The sequence below is a fragment of the Draconibacterium halophilum genome (assembly GCF_010448835.1).
Classification (GTDB): Bacteria; Bacteroidota; Bacteroidia; order Bacteroidales; family Prolixibacteraceae; genus Draconibacterium; species Draconibacterium halophilum.
In genome coordinates this window covers 723,912-741,502 of record NZ_CP048409.1, presented here as the reverse complement: position 1 = coordinate 741,502, position 17,591 = coordinate 723,912, and the positions used below count along the sequence as shown (strand labels likewise).

16 protein-coding genes are annotated in these 17,591 nt (G+C 39.6%); 10 read left to right on the top strand and 6 right to left on the bottom strand.

The window, feature by feature from the left end:
* Nucleotides 1-48: 48 nt before the first annotated feature.
* The 6 genes from G0Q07_RS02875 to G0Q07_RS02850 all read right to left on the bottom strand — a co-directional run bounded on the left by G0Q07_RS02875 (nucleotide 49) and on the right by G0Q07_RS02850 (nucleotide 6,626).
* Nucleotides 49-987 (bottom strand): sugar phosphate isomerase/epimerase family protein, encoded by a 939-nt coding sequence (locus G0Q07_RS02875; protein WP_163344667.1) that lies wholly within the window; start codon nucleotides 985-987, stop codon nucleotides 49-51.
* A 16-nt stretch (nucleotides 988-1,003) separates the two neighbouring features.
* Complete coding sequence (locus G0Q07_RS02870; protein WP_163344666.1) at nucleotides 1,004-2,410, bottom strand: Gfo/Idh/MocA family protein; 1,407 nt, start codon at nucleotides 2,408-2,410, stop codon at nucleotides 1,004-1,006.
* A 124-nt stretch (nucleotides 2,411-2,534) separates the two neighbouring features.
* Entirely contained in the window at nucleotides 2,535-2,960 is a 426-nt protein-coding gene (locus G0Q07_RS02865) for a nucleoside 2-deoxyribosyltransferase (protein ID WP_163344665.1), read from the bottom strand.
* Nucleotides 2,961-2,967: 7 nt separating this feature from the next.
* Entirely contained in the window at nucleotides 2,968-3,927 is a 960-nt protein-coding gene (locus G0Q07_RS02860; protein WP_163344664.1) for a mechanosensitive ion channel family protein, read from the bottom strand.
* A 2-nt stretch (nucleotides 3,928-3,929) separates the two neighbouring features.
* Nucleotides 3,930-4,781: a mechanosensitive ion channel family protein gene (locus tag G0Q07_RS02855; protein WP_163344663.1), complete on the bottom strand. Its 852-nt coding sequence runs from the start codon at nucleotides 4,779-4,781 to the stop codon at nucleotides 3,930-3,932.
* Nucleotides 4,782-4,958: 177 nt separating this feature from the next.
* On the bottom strand, nucleotides 4,959-6,626 hold the full coding sequence (locus G0Q07_RS02850) for a S41 family peptidase (protein ID WP_163344662.1): 1,668 nt from the start codon (nucleotides 6,624-6,626) through the stop codon (nucleotides 4,959-4,961).
* 249 nt (nucleotides 6,627-6,875) lie between these two features.
* Here G0Q07_RS02850 and G0Q07_RS02845 point away from each other — a divergent pair, with 249 nt between their 5' ends.
* From G0Q07_RS02845 to G0Q07_RS02800, 10 genes are all read left to right on the top strand, one after another.
* A complete protein-coding gene (locus G0Q07_RS02845; protein WP_163344661.1) occupies nucleotides 6,876-7,364 on the top strand; it encodes a Spy/CpxP family protein refolding chaperone in 489 nt (162 codons plus the stop codon).
* A 368-nt stretch (nucleotides 7,365-7,732) separates the two neighbouring features.
* The gene (locus G0Q07_RS02840; RefSeq protein ID WP_163344660.1) at nucleotides 7,733-8,446 is read left to right on the top strand and encodes a head GIN domain-containing protein; all 714 of its coding nucleotides are present in this window, start codon (nucleotides 7,733-7,735) and stop codon (nucleotides 8,444-8,446) included.
* Nucleotides 8,447-8,518: 72 nt separating this feature from the next.
* Nucleotides 8,519-9,232 carry a head GIN domain-containing protein gene (locus tag G0Q07_RS02835; RefSeq protein ID WP_163344659.1) on the top strand — a complete coding sequence of 238 codons (714 nt, stop codon included), beginning with the start codon at nucleotides 8,519-8,521 and terminating at the stop codon, nucleotides 9,230-9,232.
* A gap of 101 nt (nucleotides 9,233-9,333) precedes the next feature.
* Complete coding sequence (locus G0Q07_RS02830; RefSeq protein ID WP_163344658.1) at nucleotides 9,334-10,710, top strand: DUF5723 family protein; 1,377 nt, start codon at nucleotides 9,334-9,336, stop codon at nucleotides 10,708-10,710.
* Nucleotides 10,711-10,718: 8 nt separating this feature from the next.
* Nucleotides 10,719-10,994 (top strand): DUF4834 family protein, encoded by a 276-nt coding sequence (locus G0Q07_RS02825; RefSeq protein WP_163344657.1) that lies wholly within the window; start codon nucleotides 10,719-10,721, stop codon nucleotides 10,992-10,994.
* 390 nt (nucleotides 10,995-11,384) lie between these two features.
* Nucleotides 11,385-12,920: a glycine--tRNA ligase gene (locus G0Q07_RS02820; RefSeq protein WP_163344656.1), complete on the top strand. Its 1,536-nt coding sequence runs from the start codon at nucleotides 11,385-11,387 to the stop codon at nucleotides 12,918-12,920.
* A 145-nt stretch (nucleotides 12,921-13,065) separates the two neighbouring features.
* A complete protein-coding gene (locus G0Q07_RS02815; RefSeq protein ID WP_163344655.1) occupies nucleotides 13,066-14,112 on the top strand; it encodes an NAD-dependent epimerase/dehydratase family protein in 1,047 nt (348 codons plus the stop codon).
* A 2-nt stretch (nucleotides 14,113-14,114) separates the two neighbouring features.
* Nucleotides 14,115-15,392, top strand: a complete 1,278-nt coding sequence (locus tag G0Q07_RS02810) for a glycosyltransferase (RefSeq protein ID WP_163344654.1) — start codon at nucleotides 14,115-14,117, stop codon at nucleotides 15,390-15,392.
* On the top strand, nucleotides 15,389-16,681 hold the full coding sequence (locus tag G0Q07_RS02805) for a glycosyltransferase (RefSeq protein WP_163344653.1): 1,293 nt from the start codon (nucleotides 15,389-15,391) through the stop codon (nucleotides 16,679-16,681). Before G0Q07_RS02810 ends, G0Q07_RS02805 begins: the two co-directional genes overlap by 4 nt.
* Nucleotides 16,678-17,589, top strand: a complete 912-nt coding sequence (locus tag G0Q07_RS02800; protein ID WP_163344652.1) for a glycosyltransferase family 2 protein — start codon at nucleotides 16,678-16,680, stop codon at nucleotides 17,587-17,589. Before G0Q07_RS02805 ends, G0Q07_RS02800 begins: the two co-directional genes overlap by 4 nt.
* Nucleotides 17,590-17,591 lie beyond the last annotated feature (2 nt).

The following is a 17,591-nucleotide window of genomic DNA, read 5'->3' as shown; positions in this document are numbered from 1 at the left end:
ACAAAAAAACGGATGTGAAAACACACCCGTTTTATATAATTAACTTGGTTAGGATTGCTTCACGAATGAAGCATCATTTAAATAATCGTAACATTTTTCAACACCTTCAAACTGAGTCATACTTCCGTCTCTGATTCCTTCCAGTTCCACATAGAAACCTTCCAAACCATTTTCGTAAGCCTTGTTAAAGATGTTTTCAAAGTTCATCATCCCCGACTGGCCAAGTACAGAACGGTCTTTTATATGCAGTACAGGGAATCTTCCGGCATACTTTTCAAAGTATTCAAGCGGATCGTTAGCACCCATTACGGTCCAGTACACATCCATTTCAAAGAATACCAGATTTGGATCGGTACCATTCAGAAACAAGTCGTAGATTACATCGCCCACCGGCATCCAGGGATTATGCGGTTTATCCTTGTCTTCCGGTTTTACAACGCGTCCGAATTCCATATTATGGTTGTGATAACCAAATTTAATTCCGGCCGATTTTGCTATCTCACCGGCATGGTTAAACGATTCGCAAACCACTTTTGCTGCATCATGCGTTGGCACATTTGGCATCATTGGCTGAACCAAAGTTTTTACACCAAATTTTTCATGGTCTTCAACAGTTTGTTTCCAGAAATCGGATAACTCTCCCAGTTTGTCTTTCGTAATATCACGGGTAGGAGGATTAACGTGTGATCCTGTAATTTTCAACCCCGCATCATCAGCCAGTTTACGGTATTCCTCAACAGAATACTCGCCCATTCTGCGATTGCCATAACCCGCCAGCTCAATGGTACTGTAACCAATATCTTTTATTTTCTTCAAGCCATTAGGAACATCGGCATTCAGTTCGCGCATTACTGAATAAATTTGCAAACCTATTTCCTTTCCACCCATGCCTACCATAGAGGCGGCAGTTGCAGGCTTCAATGAACCAGCTACCATACCACCGGCAGTAAGCAGCCCCATCTTCTTTAAAAATTCTCTTTTATCCATAAGGTTTTTGGTTGATTTATAACTTATAAGAACCGCGATAATCGTAATTATACAAACGATGGTTCCATGCTTCTTTATCGGTTCCAAAGCTATGTGTTGCGGGATCCCAATTAACGGGACGTTGCATTTCAGTAGCCATGTTTCCTAAGCAACAAGTTATTGCCGTGCTTGCACCCACTTCAACCGACGCAATTGGTTTTTGCCTTGAATGTACACAGCTGATGAAATCTTCCATATGTGGAGAACTGATTTCGAAGCTACCTCCACCCTCTTTTTGTGCTTTCTGCATTTCCTCAAACATTTTTTTACGTTCTTCCGGAGTCAGATTTTTCGGACGTCTTCCTCTTAATTCATCAGGAACTAAATCTGATTTTGAACAAGCCAGGTAACCGCGCGCTACTTCAATCCAACCGTCGTCGCCAATAAACTTAATCCCCTGAGCATTTGGCATATCTTCGAGGTACGGTTGTTCTGTCATTACAACACCGTTCAGGTATTTAAAGGTCATATAGTCGGCTCCGTCAACACCTTTAGGAATAATCTCTGCAGGACCTGAACCATCCATGCCAATAGCAGCTTGTGCAATATCGAACATGTGCGCACCCCAGTCGGCAGTAAATCCGTTACCGGTTTCGCGGTACCAGCGCCATGCACCCCATAATTTTTCTCTTTCCGGCGGATTGAGCGAAATAGGAGGACAAAGATCTGAATGATAATGAATATTTGGATCATTCAATGGTCCCATCCAAAGGTTGAAGTTCAGGTTAGCCGGAACTTTCATCTCTGGTAAATCAAGAGGAGATGGTGGGTCGCCAACTTTTGCGTAAACTTTATCGATATGGCCAATAGCACCGCTTTGAACCAGTGCAATAGCTTTTTGGAATTCAGCGCTAGAACGTTGCTGGCTTCCTACCTGTACAACTCGTTTTGTATCGTTTGCCACACGTACCATTTTTTCCGCTTCGGCAATGGTAAAAGAAAGTGGCTTTTGAACATATACATCTTTACCAGCCTGGCATGCATGAATTGTCATTAAAGCGTGCCAATGGTCAGGAGAACAAACTTCTACTGCATCAATGTCTTTGCGCTCAAGCAATTCTTCGTATCGTTCATACTTATCTACGCGAGGCGCCAAGCCCAACGATTCCTGCCATTCCTCAACAGTGCGCTTAAAACGTTCTGTTTTCATACTATCAACATCGCAACCGGCAACTACTTCCACTCCGGGAACTGCCGAGAAACTACGGAAGTCATTCATTCCCTGCTGTCCAAGGCCAATGAATCCCATTGTTACTCTGTCGCTGGGAGCAATTTTAATTCCGTTGATTGTCCAACTGGGAAGGATGGTCAAACTGGATAAGCCAAGTGCTGAAAGCCCAAGAAATTTCCTTCGATTTAATTGATTTGATTTCTTTGAATCCATAGGTTTAGATTTTTTTATTAGTGATCAATTATTTTTCAAAATTCGACACAAGATAATTGAATTTGTCAAATAGACGCAATGAAAATAATAAAAATACAGTTCCAATTGCATTATCTTAAATTTTCTACAAAACGTTAAGCGAAAAAAGAAATTGCTGAACTGGCTTTTTAAGTTCCTCAAAATTTGAATAATGAACCAAATTAATAGCCTCGCAGCCTGCGATCATAGCAGATAAATTGGTTTTGGCCCCTTCACGAAATAGACAAAGTACCGGTTTGCCCATTTCCACAGCCCGGCCAATTTCGTAGCCAACACCCATCGAAACTGTTGTTACTTCGGCCACAATTACATCGGAAGTTTGCAGCCATTCCAGGTCGCGATCGTGAATAAACTGATCGCTTGGTCCGTCATCGCCAACACTGGTTAATGCAGGATCTCCAACATGTTCAGTAAGTACTTCACCAAAGGTTTTTAGGTATTGAATAATCGTTTCGTACAGCACGGCATCCTGTCTCCCTCCGCGTATGGAACCGGCAAAATAAATTTTCATTGGTGTTTTATACATCTTTTGTTGTCTCGTTTCGTTGATCGGTGTTTAAATCCGGCGTTCCTTTTTCAAAAACAACACGTGTGCGCGGCAAACTCTCAGGATAATTTTTTTGGATAAACTCAATCATTTTTTCACGAATAAAAACCCGAAGATCCCAGGCTATTGGCGAATCTTTTGCACTCATCAAGGCACGTATTTCAACACCATATTCTTTGGTATCGGTAACTTGCAAAACGTTTACTCTTTTATCCCACAACGGTGTGCTGTTTAACAAGCGTGTTAATTCCGCTCGCAACGCATCGAACGGTACATGATAATCGGTATATAAAAACACGGTTCCCAAAATCTCGGAAGTATTGCGTGTCCAGTTCTGAAATGGTTTTTCGAAAAAATAGGTTGAAGGCACCACCAAACGGCGCTGATCCCAGATTTTTACCACCACATAAGTAAGAGTAATTTCCTCTATTCTTCCCCACTCATTTTCGATAATCACCACATCATCGAGACGAATGGGCTGCGTGATGGCAATTTGCAAACCGGCCAATACCGTAGCAATAAGCCTTTGCGCCGCAAAACCAATAATTATACCGGCAACACCAGCCGAGGCAAAAAGACTGATTCCCAGCTGCCTTACTTCTTCAAACAACATTAATGATGCTCCTATTGCAATTAAAACAATCATGAAATAAATGATACTTTCCATGATATTGAACTGTGTCAGGAATTTGCGCTCACGTAGATTATCTTCCTGCGAGGTGTCTAATTTTGAAAGGATAACTCTTTTAAAGCCACGCAAAATTGCCATTAAAGCCCAGGCGATACTTACGATCAGCAAAATTGAACCGGTTTTGTTAAAAAAGTTATAATAATCGGGCGATACCAACTCGTGTTTCTCCAAAAAACCTTTAAAAAATATTGCTACAAGCAGCAATATAACAGGGACAATAAACCGGATGAATCTTTTCATAATTAGTGCGTTTTATTTTGGTCAACGGTACTTTTAATATGTATATCACGTTGAGGGAATGGAATTTGCACTCCATTTTTGCGAAACTCATCATCAATGGCATAGCGCATTTCGCTCTTTGTGTTTTCTACCCAAAACGATTCGCGCACCCAAAAGAAGATTTGGAATTCCAATGCCGAATCACCAAAATTATTAAATCGCACAAAAGGTTTTGGAGCTGCTGAAACATTACCGTTTTTTGCTGCACAATCAAGAAGGATTTTAGTTACCAGTTTTGTATCAGATCCGTATGCCACACCCACATCAACTGAGAAACGGGTATTGTAATCCATGTGGCTCCAGTTGATTATTTTGTCGTTAACAAATTTCGAATTGGGCACCACCAAAATAATATCGTCGCGGGTTTTTAATCTCGATGTACGTAGGCCAATGTGGATCACTCGTCCCACCGTGCCATCCTGTATCTGAATAACATCGTTTAGCTGCAAGTTTCGCTCAACCAGCAGTACTATTCCCGAGGCTAAGTCGCTGAATAGCTGCTGAATACCAAATCCAACACCAACCAGCAATGCGGTGATACTGGCCAGCAACACAGAAACTTTCAGGCCGGAAGATTCTAAAAGAAAAATGATAATGATGACCCAAACGACATATCGAAGAATGAGATACACCGACCAGTATGAGCTCCGTTCGGATTCCTCTCTTTTAATAAAGCGCTTAAAAAAACGACGGATAATTTTTAGTGAAATTAGCGTAACCAGAATTACAACAAGTATTAAAAAGATGTTGTAAACGGTTAATGTAAAATCTCCTTTATTGTATAATTCAATATTTAAAATCTCTTTAAACGTCATAACTATTAATCAAACTATTGGAGTTAGAAAAGTACTAAAAACTAGCAGATTTGAAAAGTTTTAGAGGCGATATTGATTTTGTTTTATTTTTGAAATAATAAATGGAAAATATGGTTAAAAAAAAGGAGGTCTTTTTCAAAAAAACCTCCTTCTTTTTGTGTCTCACAAAAAATAGTATTAATTCACTCCAACTATCATCCCGGGCTTAAAATAAGCAGCATAGGCTGTTTCAGAATGCAATGCTTCTATCGTTTTCTTAATTCCTTTATCGTCGTTGATTGATGCTCTTATCGATCCTTTTTGATAATAAAAGCGCGAAACAATTTCGCTTTCCAGCAACTCACTAATTTCAGGTCTGAACATAGTTAAATCCTTATCCATATCCGGTTCAAGTTTCGCCTCCAGGGCTTCAAATTCTTCTTTTGCAAGTCCGTAGTATTTTTCACGTTTGGCGGTCTCCAACAATTCTTTCAAATCGTCTTGCGATGCTGATTCGTACTTAAACTCACGTTGTTCAAGAAAATCGGCAAACTGATTGTAAATATTATCAGTAATAGAAAATGCTTCCGGCTCCGGAATACTTTCGTTTTCGTTTGAATATTTTGTGGCAAAATTAAATATCATAAAACGAGTAACCAGCTCAATACTTAAATTGCTGAGTTTGTCACCATCAATTTTCACATCGGGAACCACTCCACCGCCGTCGTATACTTTACGGCCTTTTTTTGTGGTAAACTCGCTAATCAATGAATCCGGAATGTGACCGATACTTCCATCCTCGTTACGGTGCGAATAATCCAACGCCTGAATACAGCGGCCACTCGGAATGTAATATTTAGCTGTAGTAACTTTTAATTTGGTGTTGTAACTCAAATCGCGTGTTGTTTGCACCAATCCTTTTCCAAATGTGCGTGTACCAACAATAATTCCACGATCGAGATCCTGAATAGCTCCGGCTACAATTTCGGAAGCCGAGGCCGAACCACTATTAACAAGAACTGCAATTTTCATTGTAGTATCGATTGGTGTTGCGGTTGCTTTATACACCTTGTCCCACTGTTTTACTTTTCCACGCGTGCTTACAATTTCTTCTCCCTGTGGCACAAAAAAGTTTACAATTTTTACCGCTTCAACCAGCAAGCCACCCGGGTTGCCACGTAAGTCGAGAATTAAACCATCAGGGTTATTCTCTTTCAGTTCAAGGAAAGCTTTTTTAACATCGTTGCTACAGTTGGCTGTAAAATTCGACAGACGAATGTAGCCCGTATTCTGATCGAGCATTCCGTAATACGGAACAGCGTCGATACTGATCTTCTCGCGAATAACATCAACCGTAAAAGGCTTTTTCTGGCCGGGACGCTGTAATTTTATTATAACAGCTTTATTCGCGGGTCCTTTCAACAGCGAACTCACATCTTCGGTACTCATCAGTTTGGTTTCTTTTCCAGCTACCTCAAGAATAATATCGCCGGCTTTTATTCCAAATTTCTGTGCCGGAAAACCTTCATAGGGTTCGGCAATAACAATTTTGTCATTTTGTTTGCTGATTAAAGCCCCAATTCCTGCATACTCGCCGGTAGTCATAAAACGGAAATCTTCCATCTGATCTTCCGAAATATAGTTGGTATACGGATCAAGCGAACTCAGCATTTTATCAATACTGGTTTTTACCAGATCATTCGGATTCACATCGTCAACATAAAACATGTTCAACTCGCGAAACAAAGTGTGGTAAATATCCAGATTCTTTGCAATTTCAAAATTCTTCTCGTCGCGGGTAAAACTAAAAAAGCTAATCCCAATAACTGCAACTATCGTTATTCCTATTAATATTCTTTTCTTCATAATTCTTCTTTTCTGAATTCACTATTCACTATCTGCTCCTTCGCATCGAAGGCCCAAAAGTAACAAATCTTGCCACGCTAGTCGGCATTACATTACGTTAATTTATATTAAAACCAACCATTTATGTATTTGGTTTAACATTCCCGCAGCCGAAAAGTTAAACGGCGTTAAAAATCAAAATGCGTTAAACCATTCAAAAACATCGCCGTCAAAGCACCAGAAAACGTAACAATTTAAATTTTTAGAGACATGAAAACCAAGATTTTAAGTTTAGCATTAATTGTTGTATTTGCATTTTCAATTACAACAATGGCACAGCAACCGGAGCGAAAAAGAAGATCGCCAGAACAACGCGAAATGACGGCCAAGCGTTTCGACAGAGAAAGAGCCAATTTCAAAGACTTTTTTACGGAAGAGCAACAAGAAAAAATGAAAGAACTTCGTCTTAAATCGACCAAAGCAATTCAGCCTTTACGCAATGAATTAAATGAACTTAGAGCCAAACAACGCACACTAACAACTGCTGAAAAAGCAGACATGAAAGCCATTGAAGACAATATTGAAAAAATGGCAGCTATTCAGGTCGATATCCAAAAGATAAGGGCCAAACAACACCAGGAAATTCGTTCGATGTTAAGCGAAGAACAACGCATAAAATTCGACGAAATGAAAAGTAGAAGAGATAAGGGTTTTGACAGGAATCCAACTCCCCGTAATCGTTTTAGGCACGGTGCTTAAGGGTTATTTTGAGTAAATGTTTAAAGCTGGCAATGGTTGCCGGCTTTTTTTTATGATTAAATCTTAAACACGAACACTGAAAGACACCAAGAATTGAACCACATTAGATACATAGGACACAATAGTTTGTTTCACCAATTAAGTTTTTGTTTACTACGGCTAAATTGTTCTATTGTAAAACTGTTAACTGCGACTGAATACTGAAAACTTTCTTCCCCCTTCGGCAATCTAAAATCGTTAGTCATCATTCGAAATTCTCTGTGTTCAATTTCTGCTTACCGATAAAATACCCGGGTTTAACGAAATAATTTCGCGGTTTCAACATGTTTCAATAATTTGCATGATAATTATAAACCAAACAAAAAACGATGAAACAGTTTGTAGTATTCCTTTCGGGTATCCTGTTATTGCTTGCCACTTCTTCTTGTTTGTTACAGTCAACCGTTAACGGAAATGGCAATGTAACCACCGAGGAGCGAGACCTTGAAGATTTTACCGAAATAAATGTAAGTCGAGGAATGAATGTGTATGTAACAATGGGCAGCGATTACAAAGTAGTTGTTGAAGCCGACGAAAACCTACATAATAGCATAGTAACCGAACTGCACGGAGAAGAACTTAGAATAAAAGCGATCGACAAAATCCGAAAAGCGAAAAGCAAAAAAGTATTTGTTACGCTTCCCAAGCTCGAGGCCACAAAAGCATCATCAGGCAGTAATGTTTTTTCAGAAAACATTTTAAATGTTCGCGATATCGATCTTTCCGCGTCATCGGGTGCCAATTTAAGATTCTCTCTCGATGCCGATGATGTGACGGCACAAACCAGCTCGGGGTCGAATATCTTTTTGGATGGAAATGCCAATTCAATCAATGCCCAAGCCAGTTCGGGGTCAAACTTAAAAGCCGGTGATTTAAAAGCCAAAACTGCTAAGGCAAAAGCTAGCAGTGGTGCAAATATTTGGCTTAACACCAAAAACAAAATTCAGGCAAGCGCCAGTAGCGGAGGAAATGTATTTTATAATGGAAATCCGAAAAACACTGAAATCAGCAAGTCGTCGGGCGGAAATGTGATAAAAAATTAGCCGCAAGTGTAACTTTCTATTTTTGGCAGCGTCTTTTCAACAGTCTCAATTCAAAAACAAAAAATAACGCACATGAAGTCATTCAAAAAAATTGTATTTCTGCTTATAATTGCTGTTACCAGCTACGGAACTGTTATTGCCGGCAACAGCGACGAAACTCAAATACGCCAAATCAGTGGTTTTAATGCTATAAAAGTCTCAACCGGAATCGATCTGTACCTGACTATGGGCAACACCGAAGAAGTAAAAGTTGTTGCCGATGATGATATTATTGATGACCTGAAAACCGAAGTAGAAGACGGAACGCTTAAAATTTACATGAAACGCCAAAACTGGTTTAACTGGGGCAGCGGCAACGAAACACGAAAAGTTTATGTAACCGTTAAAGAGTTAAAAAAACTATCGGCTTCATCGGGCTCCGATGTGGAATCGACAAATACACTGGAAGGCGAATCGCTTGATGTAAGTTGCAGCAGTGGTTCCGATTTAAAAATCGAGGTGTATTATAAAAATCTGTTGGTTGATACCAGCAGCGGTTCCGATTCTAAAATTCGTGGTAAAGTAAAAACGCTTCGGGTTGATGCCAGTAGCGGATCGGATATAAAAGCCAAAGACCTGGAGTCGGCCATTTGTTATGCCAACGCAAGCAGCGGATCAGATATTACGGTTAGTGTTAGCAGCGAAATTTATGCTAAAGCCAGTAGCGGATCGGATATTAATTACCACGGCAGCCCCGATATCAGAGACATTGACGAATCGAGCGGTGGCGACGTAAGTCAGCGATAAAAATAAAATACAAATGAAAAAGGCGGCCGGTTCCGCCTTTTTTTGTGCCTGTAATCTTCCTAATTCAATAGAAACCATATTTTTGCGTTCTATTAGTTGGAATGAAGGACTTACCCAAAAAAATAAGATTTTTAGTACTTCTGTTTGCTGTATTTTGTTGGATACCTACAAAAGCACAAAACGGAAATCCGCTGCAATTTTTGTCAGCGATAAGTCAGTCGTCGGAAGTAAATCCCGCCATTCACAACCAAACCGAAAAACTGGTGATTGGCCTGCCACTGTTATCTGGTGCAGCATTTAAATGGAACGCCAATTTTTCGCCCAATTATATTTTCTCCGAAAATTTCTCATATAGTTTCGATCGATTTTACAATTCATTAGGCGAACCCGGCGATGCCGCAGCAGTTGCTACCTTGCCACTCATCTATTTAAGTCTATCAAGCGAAAAACACACGCTAAGTTTTTCCCTGTCGGAAAGGATGTTGTTTTCGGGAAATTTCGACCATGAATTTCTAAAATTTATTGACAATGGACTTCTATCCTATTCGGGACAGAAAGAAGATTATGGCCCCATCTCCATAAAAACACATCTGTTTAAAGAATTGGCTTTTTCGTATGCAAAGCAGGTAACCAGGGAGCTGAGCGTCGGAATTCGCCCAAAGGTTTTGTTTGGTCAGTTTTTTTACGATATCGACAAGCTGAATTTATCGGTTCAGACGGATGAAGAAAGGCAAGTTCTGCAAATTATACCCAGCGGAACTTACCGGGTTTCCGGCCCTATCGATGTTCAATACCACCCGCTGGAAGATAAGACAATCATAAAGCCCGACCTCAGTGCCGGCGATTATTTCTTTAACTTCAAAAATATGGGAGCTGGCATCGATCTGGGATTTACCTACGAGCTGAACAAACAAACTACCATTGCCCTGGCCATTGCCGATCTGGGTTTTACCACATTAAATTACAGAGCTTACGAGAATACGTTTACCGGATCAATCGATTTTACAGTAGGCAATCTCTATCAATCTTCAGATCCAGATGCACCCAATTATCTGGAACCCAAAGAGGCTTTGCTCGCTTTATCCGATTCGCTGCCCTATATAACATCGGCCCAAGCTTTCACCCAACGCCAGTACCAGCTGCTGCCGGTAAAGCTAAACCTGCTGGCAACACATCGCCTTAACGAACGAATGAAATTGAATTTTTCTGATAACCTCACTTACTACAACGGACAAGCCAACAACTATTTATCGGCTTATTTTAATCTATTTTTAGGTACCCGTTTCGAGTTAAGCAGTGGACTAAACCTGTATAATTTAGAACAACTATTACCCGGATTTGCATGCAGCTACACCGGGAAAAATGTACAACTTTACCTGGCGACCAATAATATTGCCAAACTAGTGCAGCCATCTAAAGCAAAAAATTTAAATTTGCGCTTTGGTGTAAACTTATTATTTTCCACACAGCCAAAATAGTTTTAAAAATGATTTTATTTATTACGCTATACATAGTAAACTTCATCAGAACCCTCATTATAATTGCTGTTATCTACTTTGGTTTTCGTTTTATTATGCGCTATCTCGTTCCGAAAATAATTGATAAAGGGATGAAGAATATGCAACAGAAGATGCGTGAACAACAACGTCAGCAACAGCCTAAACGCCCCGAAGGAAAAGTAACGGTTGAAGGGAAGCCCGGTCAGCATAGTAGAAACCAGAACGATAATAGTGAATATGTTGACTTTGAAGAGGTAGAATAGCACAAGGAAAAAGTGGAAAGTTGAGGACAGCTTGCTGAACGAAATCCCGCTCGAAGCATCGGGAGCGATAGGAAGAGAATGTCGAATGATGATTAACGATTTGTGATTGTAGACGGCTCTGGATGTTACTTTCGCAATTTGTAAAGATCCACAGACTTTTTTACCGCGGAGATGCACAAAGAATTCACGGAGTTCCACGAAGAGGAAAAATACAATTTTACAATTCAACAGTTTTTCAATTAATCAATCTCCTTTCAATCTAATTCAATCCCTCACACACGAATCATTCTATTAATCTTTAATCACTAATCCTTAATCTTCCAGCTCTCGTCCCTGTACTTTAGAATTTTATCCTATTTTTGCGTTCACAATTCAGATAATAATAGTTAGATGGCACAAGAAGATATTTTCAAGAAACTGGTAGCGCACTGCAAAGAATACGGATTTGTATTTCAATCGAGCGAGATTTACGACGGTCTCGGAGCAGTTTACGATTACGGACAAATGGGTGTTGAATTAAAAAACAACATCAAAAAATACTGGTGGGACAGCATGGTACGTTTACACGAAAATGTGGTTGGTTTAGATTCCGCCATTTTTATGCATCCCACAATTTGGAAAGCATCGGGCCACGTTGATGCTTTTAACGACCCATTAATCGACAACAAAGACTCGAAAAAACGCTACCGTGCCGATGTACTGATTGAAGACCAACTGGCGAAGTACGAGGAGAAAATGAACAAGGAAGTCAAAAAAGCTGCTAAACGTTTTGGTGAAGCTTTTGATGAAAAACAATTCCGCGAAACCAATCCTCGTGTACTTGCCAACCAGGAAAAATGGAATAATCTGCATACTCGGTTCTCAGATGCACTGAACGACAACGACCTGGCAGAATTAAAAAAAATAATTGAAGACGAAGGTATTGTTTGCCCGATCTCAGGATCACGAAACTGGACTGATGTTCGCCAGTTTAACCTGATGTTTGCCACCGAAATGGGATCGACTGCCGAAGGAGCTTCAAAAATTTTCCTTCGCCCCGAAACGGCACAGGGAATTTTTGTAAACTACCTGAACGTGCAAAAAACCGGACGTATGAAAATTCCGTTTGGTATTGCACAAATTGGTAAAGCTTTCCGTAACGAGATTGTAGCGCGTCAGTTTATTTTTCGTATGCGCGAGTTCGAACAAATGGAAATGCAGTTTTTTGTTCGCCCCGGCACCGAACTCGACTGGTTCGACAAATGGAGAAATACCCGAATTGCATGGCACCGCGCACTTGGTTTTGGCGACGACAACTACCGTTTCCACGAGCACGAAAAACTGGCACATTATGCCAATGCTGCTGTTGATGTGGAGTACAAATTCCCATTCGGATTTAAAGAAGTGGAAGGTATCCACTCGCGTACCGATTTCGATTTATCGCAACACGAAGAATACTCAGGTAAAAAAATTCGCTATTACGACCCTGAGTTGGGCGAGTCTTATGTTCCTTTTGTAGTTGAAACATCGATTGGTGTCGACCGTATGTTTTTGCAGGTAATTGCTGCTTCGTATTGCGAAGAACAGCTGGAGAAAGATTCGCGTATCGTTCTTAAACTTCCGGCACCACTGGCACCGGTAAAATTAGCTGTACTTCCGCTGGTAAAAAAAGATGGCCTGCCTGATAAAGCCCGCGAAATTATCAACGAGCTGAAATTTGATTTTAACTGCCAGTACGACGAAAAAGACTCAATTGGTAAACGTTACCGCCGTCAGGATGCCATTGGAACTCCGTTCTGCGTTACCGTTGATCACCAAAGTGCTGAAGACAATACCGTAACCATCCGCTACCGCGACACGATGGAACAAGAACGTGTTGCCATTGCCGATTTAGGCAAAATTATTGGCGATGCGGTTAGTTATAAGGGTTTGTTTGGGAAGTTGTAAGGAAAATTAAATCATCATTCCCGAGTAGTTTCAAAAGGCAATATGTTTGAAAGCATGAGGTCTTAGGTATTCTCATGACTTAATTTATTATTTAATTATTTTAAATCTCATATATTTAACCATCAAATTCTAAATAAAATAAACTATGAAGACACACTTGGTATCCGGAGGTTGCGGTTTTGTCGGAAAAAACATGGTCAAAAGACTATTCAAAACAACAAAAGATAGAATAATTTTTATTGATGATTTATCGATTGGAACTCATCCAAGCACATGGCTTGACGAACCATTAACCCGTAAGATCAAAGACATAGAAGTGTTTGGAAAAGAAGAACGTCTCCTGTTCTTAAAAGATGATTTTCGAAACACACTTCATAACTTTGGACAAGATCCTCACTGGTTCAAGACCAAGTATGATCTTGATATCGAAAAATTTCAGGACGTTTATCATTTTGCTGCAATTGTTGGAGGACGAGCAAAAATTGACGGAGACCCGATCATGGTTGCATTGGATCTTTCTATTGATGCTGAATTCTTTTACTGGATTAGCCGTCATAAACCAGCCAGGGTTCTCTATCCAAGTTCAAGTGCAGCTTATCCGGTTGATAAGCAAACTGAAGATAACCAAGTTCAGCTGAAGGAAACAGATATCGACTTCAATAATATGGGACAGCCAGACATGACTTACGGTTGGTCTAAACTAACAGGAGAATTTTTAGCCAAAATAACAGCCAAACACTACGACGTTAATATTACATGTATTCGCCCGTTCTCGGGTTATGGCGAAGATCAGGATTATTCTTACCCTGTACCGGCAATTGCCAAACGAGCTGTTTATAAAGAAGATCCATTTGAAGTTTGGGGAACAGGTTTACAAGGACGCGACTTTGTTCATATTGACGATGTAATAGACTGTATTCATGTTGCAATGGATAAAATTCACGACGGAACTGCTATTAATATAGGAATGGGTAAACTAACTAACTTCCAGGAAATTATTGGCGTTTTCTGCGAATTTGCCGGATATAACCCTCCTATCAAACAACTACTTGATAAACCTGTTGGCGTTCATTCCCGCTACTGCAATATGGACTGGGTAAAGGAAAACCTGGGATGGGAAGCAAAAATTTCCATTCGCGAAGGAATGAAACGAGTTTATGACGCAGTAGCTGCAAAAGAACTAAAAAACTAATTATGAGTAAAAGGACGGTTGTTTGTTTTGGTCCCGGACCTGCATTTAAGGGAGGCATGGCCAACTATAATACTTCGTTGGCTAAAACATTTGACAAAATTGAGAACGTAAATACCCACATTGTTTCCTGGACACAACAATACCCCAGTATTGTACCCAGGGAATTTAAAGACACTCAGAGTAAAGTTGATTTACTTGATGGGACAGACATCAAATGTACCTACTTGACCAATTACAACCGTCCTTCTACTTGGAAAAAAACTGCCGATTTTATAGCTTCTCTAAATCCTGAGGTGGTTATTTTTCAATGGTCGATTGCCTTACAGGGTCTCCCCTTAAGGCATATTGCAAAACGTATTAAGAAAAAGTGTAATACAGAAATTATTTTCGATTTACATTTTGTCGTTCAAAAGGAAAAAAGCAAAATCGATCGCTTTTTCACCAAATACGGCATTAAAAATTCCGACTCTTATATTGTTCACGCGTTAAAAACATTTAATGAGTTAAAGGAACTTTTCCCGAATAAGAAGCTAAGCTTAACAGAAAAGGGAGATCGAACAGTTGAATCAGGAGAACAAACGGTTATCAAATTATACCATCCAATTTACGACCTTTTTCAACCAGATCCTGATTTCGACATTGAAAAATTCAAAAAGGACAATAACCTGAAAGAGAACGTTTTCCTTTTCTTTGGATTTATCAGAAAATACAAAGGACTGCATAATGCTATTGATGCTTTTGCTCGGGTTGCCCAGGAACGTGATGATGTTAGCTTACTTATATGTGGCGAATCGTTTTGGAATACGCTCGACAGTAAAAAACTGAGCACAAAGATTAAAAAGGCACTTTTTGGAGTTGCTAAAAAAATATTCTTGGGAAATTCGGAGGACGAAAAAGATTATCAGCCACTGGAATTAATCGAGAAACATGGTATACAAGATAAAGTTGCCGTCTTTAATCAGTTTATTGCCAACGAGGATGTGCACAAATTTTTCCAGGTTAGCGATTGTGTGGTGCTGTATTATTTAACAGCCACTCCTTCCGGTATTGAATCGTTAAGCTATAATTTTAAATTACCAATTCTGGCTACCAATGTTGGACACTTCCCTGAAACAGTTATTGATGGTTTTAACGGATATCTGGCTGATGCCAATGACATTGGCTCAATGGCGGAAAAGATGATCCACTACCTCGACAACCCCCTTCCGGGAGAAAATGTGGCCAAAACTGCTGAAAAACTGAGCTGGGAGAATTATGTGAATGCCATTTTAAACAGATGAAGAAAGTTCTGATCATTGCTTATTATTGGCCACCGAGTGGTGGAGGTGGCGTACAGCGCTGGCTTAAATTCACCAAATATCTCCCTGAGAATGGCTGGAAACCCATTGTGGTAGTCCCAAAAAATCCTGAATATCCTGTAATCGATCAATCGTTGGAAGCAGACGTAGCTAAGGAAGCAACTGTTTTGAAAATGCCGATTTGGGAACCATATGGACTATTCAAAAAACTTACTGGAAGAAAAAAAGACGAAAAAGTAAACACCGGACTCCTTTTCGATGAAAAAAAGCAATCGTTTACCGAAAAACTATCGCTATGGATAAGAGGGAATATCCTCATTCCTGATCCCCGAATATTCTGGGTAAGACCAACTGCAAAAAGGCTTCAAAAATTAATTCCTGAACTAAAACCTGACTTTATAATTACCACAGGCACACCACATAGTATTCATTTAATTGGAAGGAGATTAAAAAACCTTTTCCCGGAGATCCCATGGTTAGCAGACTTAAGAGATCCCTGGTCTGATCTTGATATGCTCGACCAGTTTTATGTCTCAGGTTGGGCACGAAATCGACAGCGTTCGCTTGAACAAAGTGTTTTAGAAACAGCAGATGTGGTAACAACAGTGAGTCCAACCTGGACCAAGGAACTACAGGCTAAAGTTGAAACTCCTGTACATTGTATTACAAACGGCTATGACAGTGAGGATTTTAAAAACTATGATTATCAATCAGCAAACGACAACTTTATAATCAGTCATGTCGGAATTATAAATTCATATAGAAATCCTGAACCACTTTGGTCGGCGCTGGAAGAACTTTGTACTGAGCTCCCGGATTTTAAAAGAAAACTAAAACTCCAGATCATTGGCATAACCGATGCCGGACTGGGCAAAAGTCTTGACAAATTCCCGCAACTGAGAGAACGTACATCGGTGACCGGTTATATTCCACACGAAGAAGTTGTGAAGAAGTATCAGGAGTCGGCGTGTCTGTTGCTACTTCTGAACAATACAAAAAACTCAAATGGCCATATCCCAGGAAAATTCTTCGAATACCTGGCATCCGGAAAACCGATTTTAGCCATCGCTCCTGAAAATTCGGATGTTGCAGGAATAATTAATGACAACCAGTTCGGATTTGCTTGTGATTTTGAGGATAAAGAGAAAATTAAAGAAACAATTTTACAGGTATTCAAGAATTCAGTAGTGATACCGGATACGATTAAAGTAAATGAATACTCGAGAAGAGATTTGACTTATAAATTGGTAAAATTATTGAAAAACCTATGATTAAAGTTTCGGTAATATTAACCACTTATAACTCTGAAAAGTTTCTTCAAAGGACTATTGATTCAGTGCTTACGCAAGAAGGGAAAGGTGATATTTTTAATTTAGAGTTGGTTGTTATTGATGATTGTTCTCATGACCAAACCACGGATATTCTAAAGAAGAATCAAATTCATTTCTACTCAACCAATTCAAATAGCGGGGGCCCAAACCGTGGCCGTAATATTGGTCTTTCAAAAGCTTCAGGAGACTACATCATCGTTATGGACCATGATGATGAATGGCTGCCTAATAGAATAATAACTCAGTTAAAATACTCACAGTATGCCCCCATTATAACCTGTGGTTACCTGGTCATTGAGAATCAATCTAAGCAGATTCCGAGGGTATCTGTAAAAAACTGTGTCAACGGATTTATTAAATATCAAAAAAATGAAACATTTTGCGATAAGATCTCACGTACAAAGAATAAACAAATCACGTATATGGGAAGCATCATGTTTCATAAAAGATTAAAAGGAATAAAGTTTGAGGAACATTTCGGACAGATCGATTTTGATTGGATTGCACATCTTTTTTATAATAATGAATCAGTAGAAGTGTGTGAGATACTATACAAAAGATATGTCGATAAAAGTAATCTTTCGCTGAACAAACAATACCGGATACGGGATTATTTCTACTCGCTTTTAACACTTGAAGAATTTCTACCTGAGTTCCGGAAAGAAGTCAAGCTGGGCAGAAAACGAATTAATGGTACAAGGGCAAGGTACCATTATCTGCTGGAGGAAATGAGTGAGGCCAGAGTTTATTTTAGAAGATCGTCCTTTAACCTTAAAACAATTCTATTTTGGCTAACAAGTTTTGCCGGATACAAGTTTGTAATCAAAAAGTTTAACTTTTTTGGTTAGAG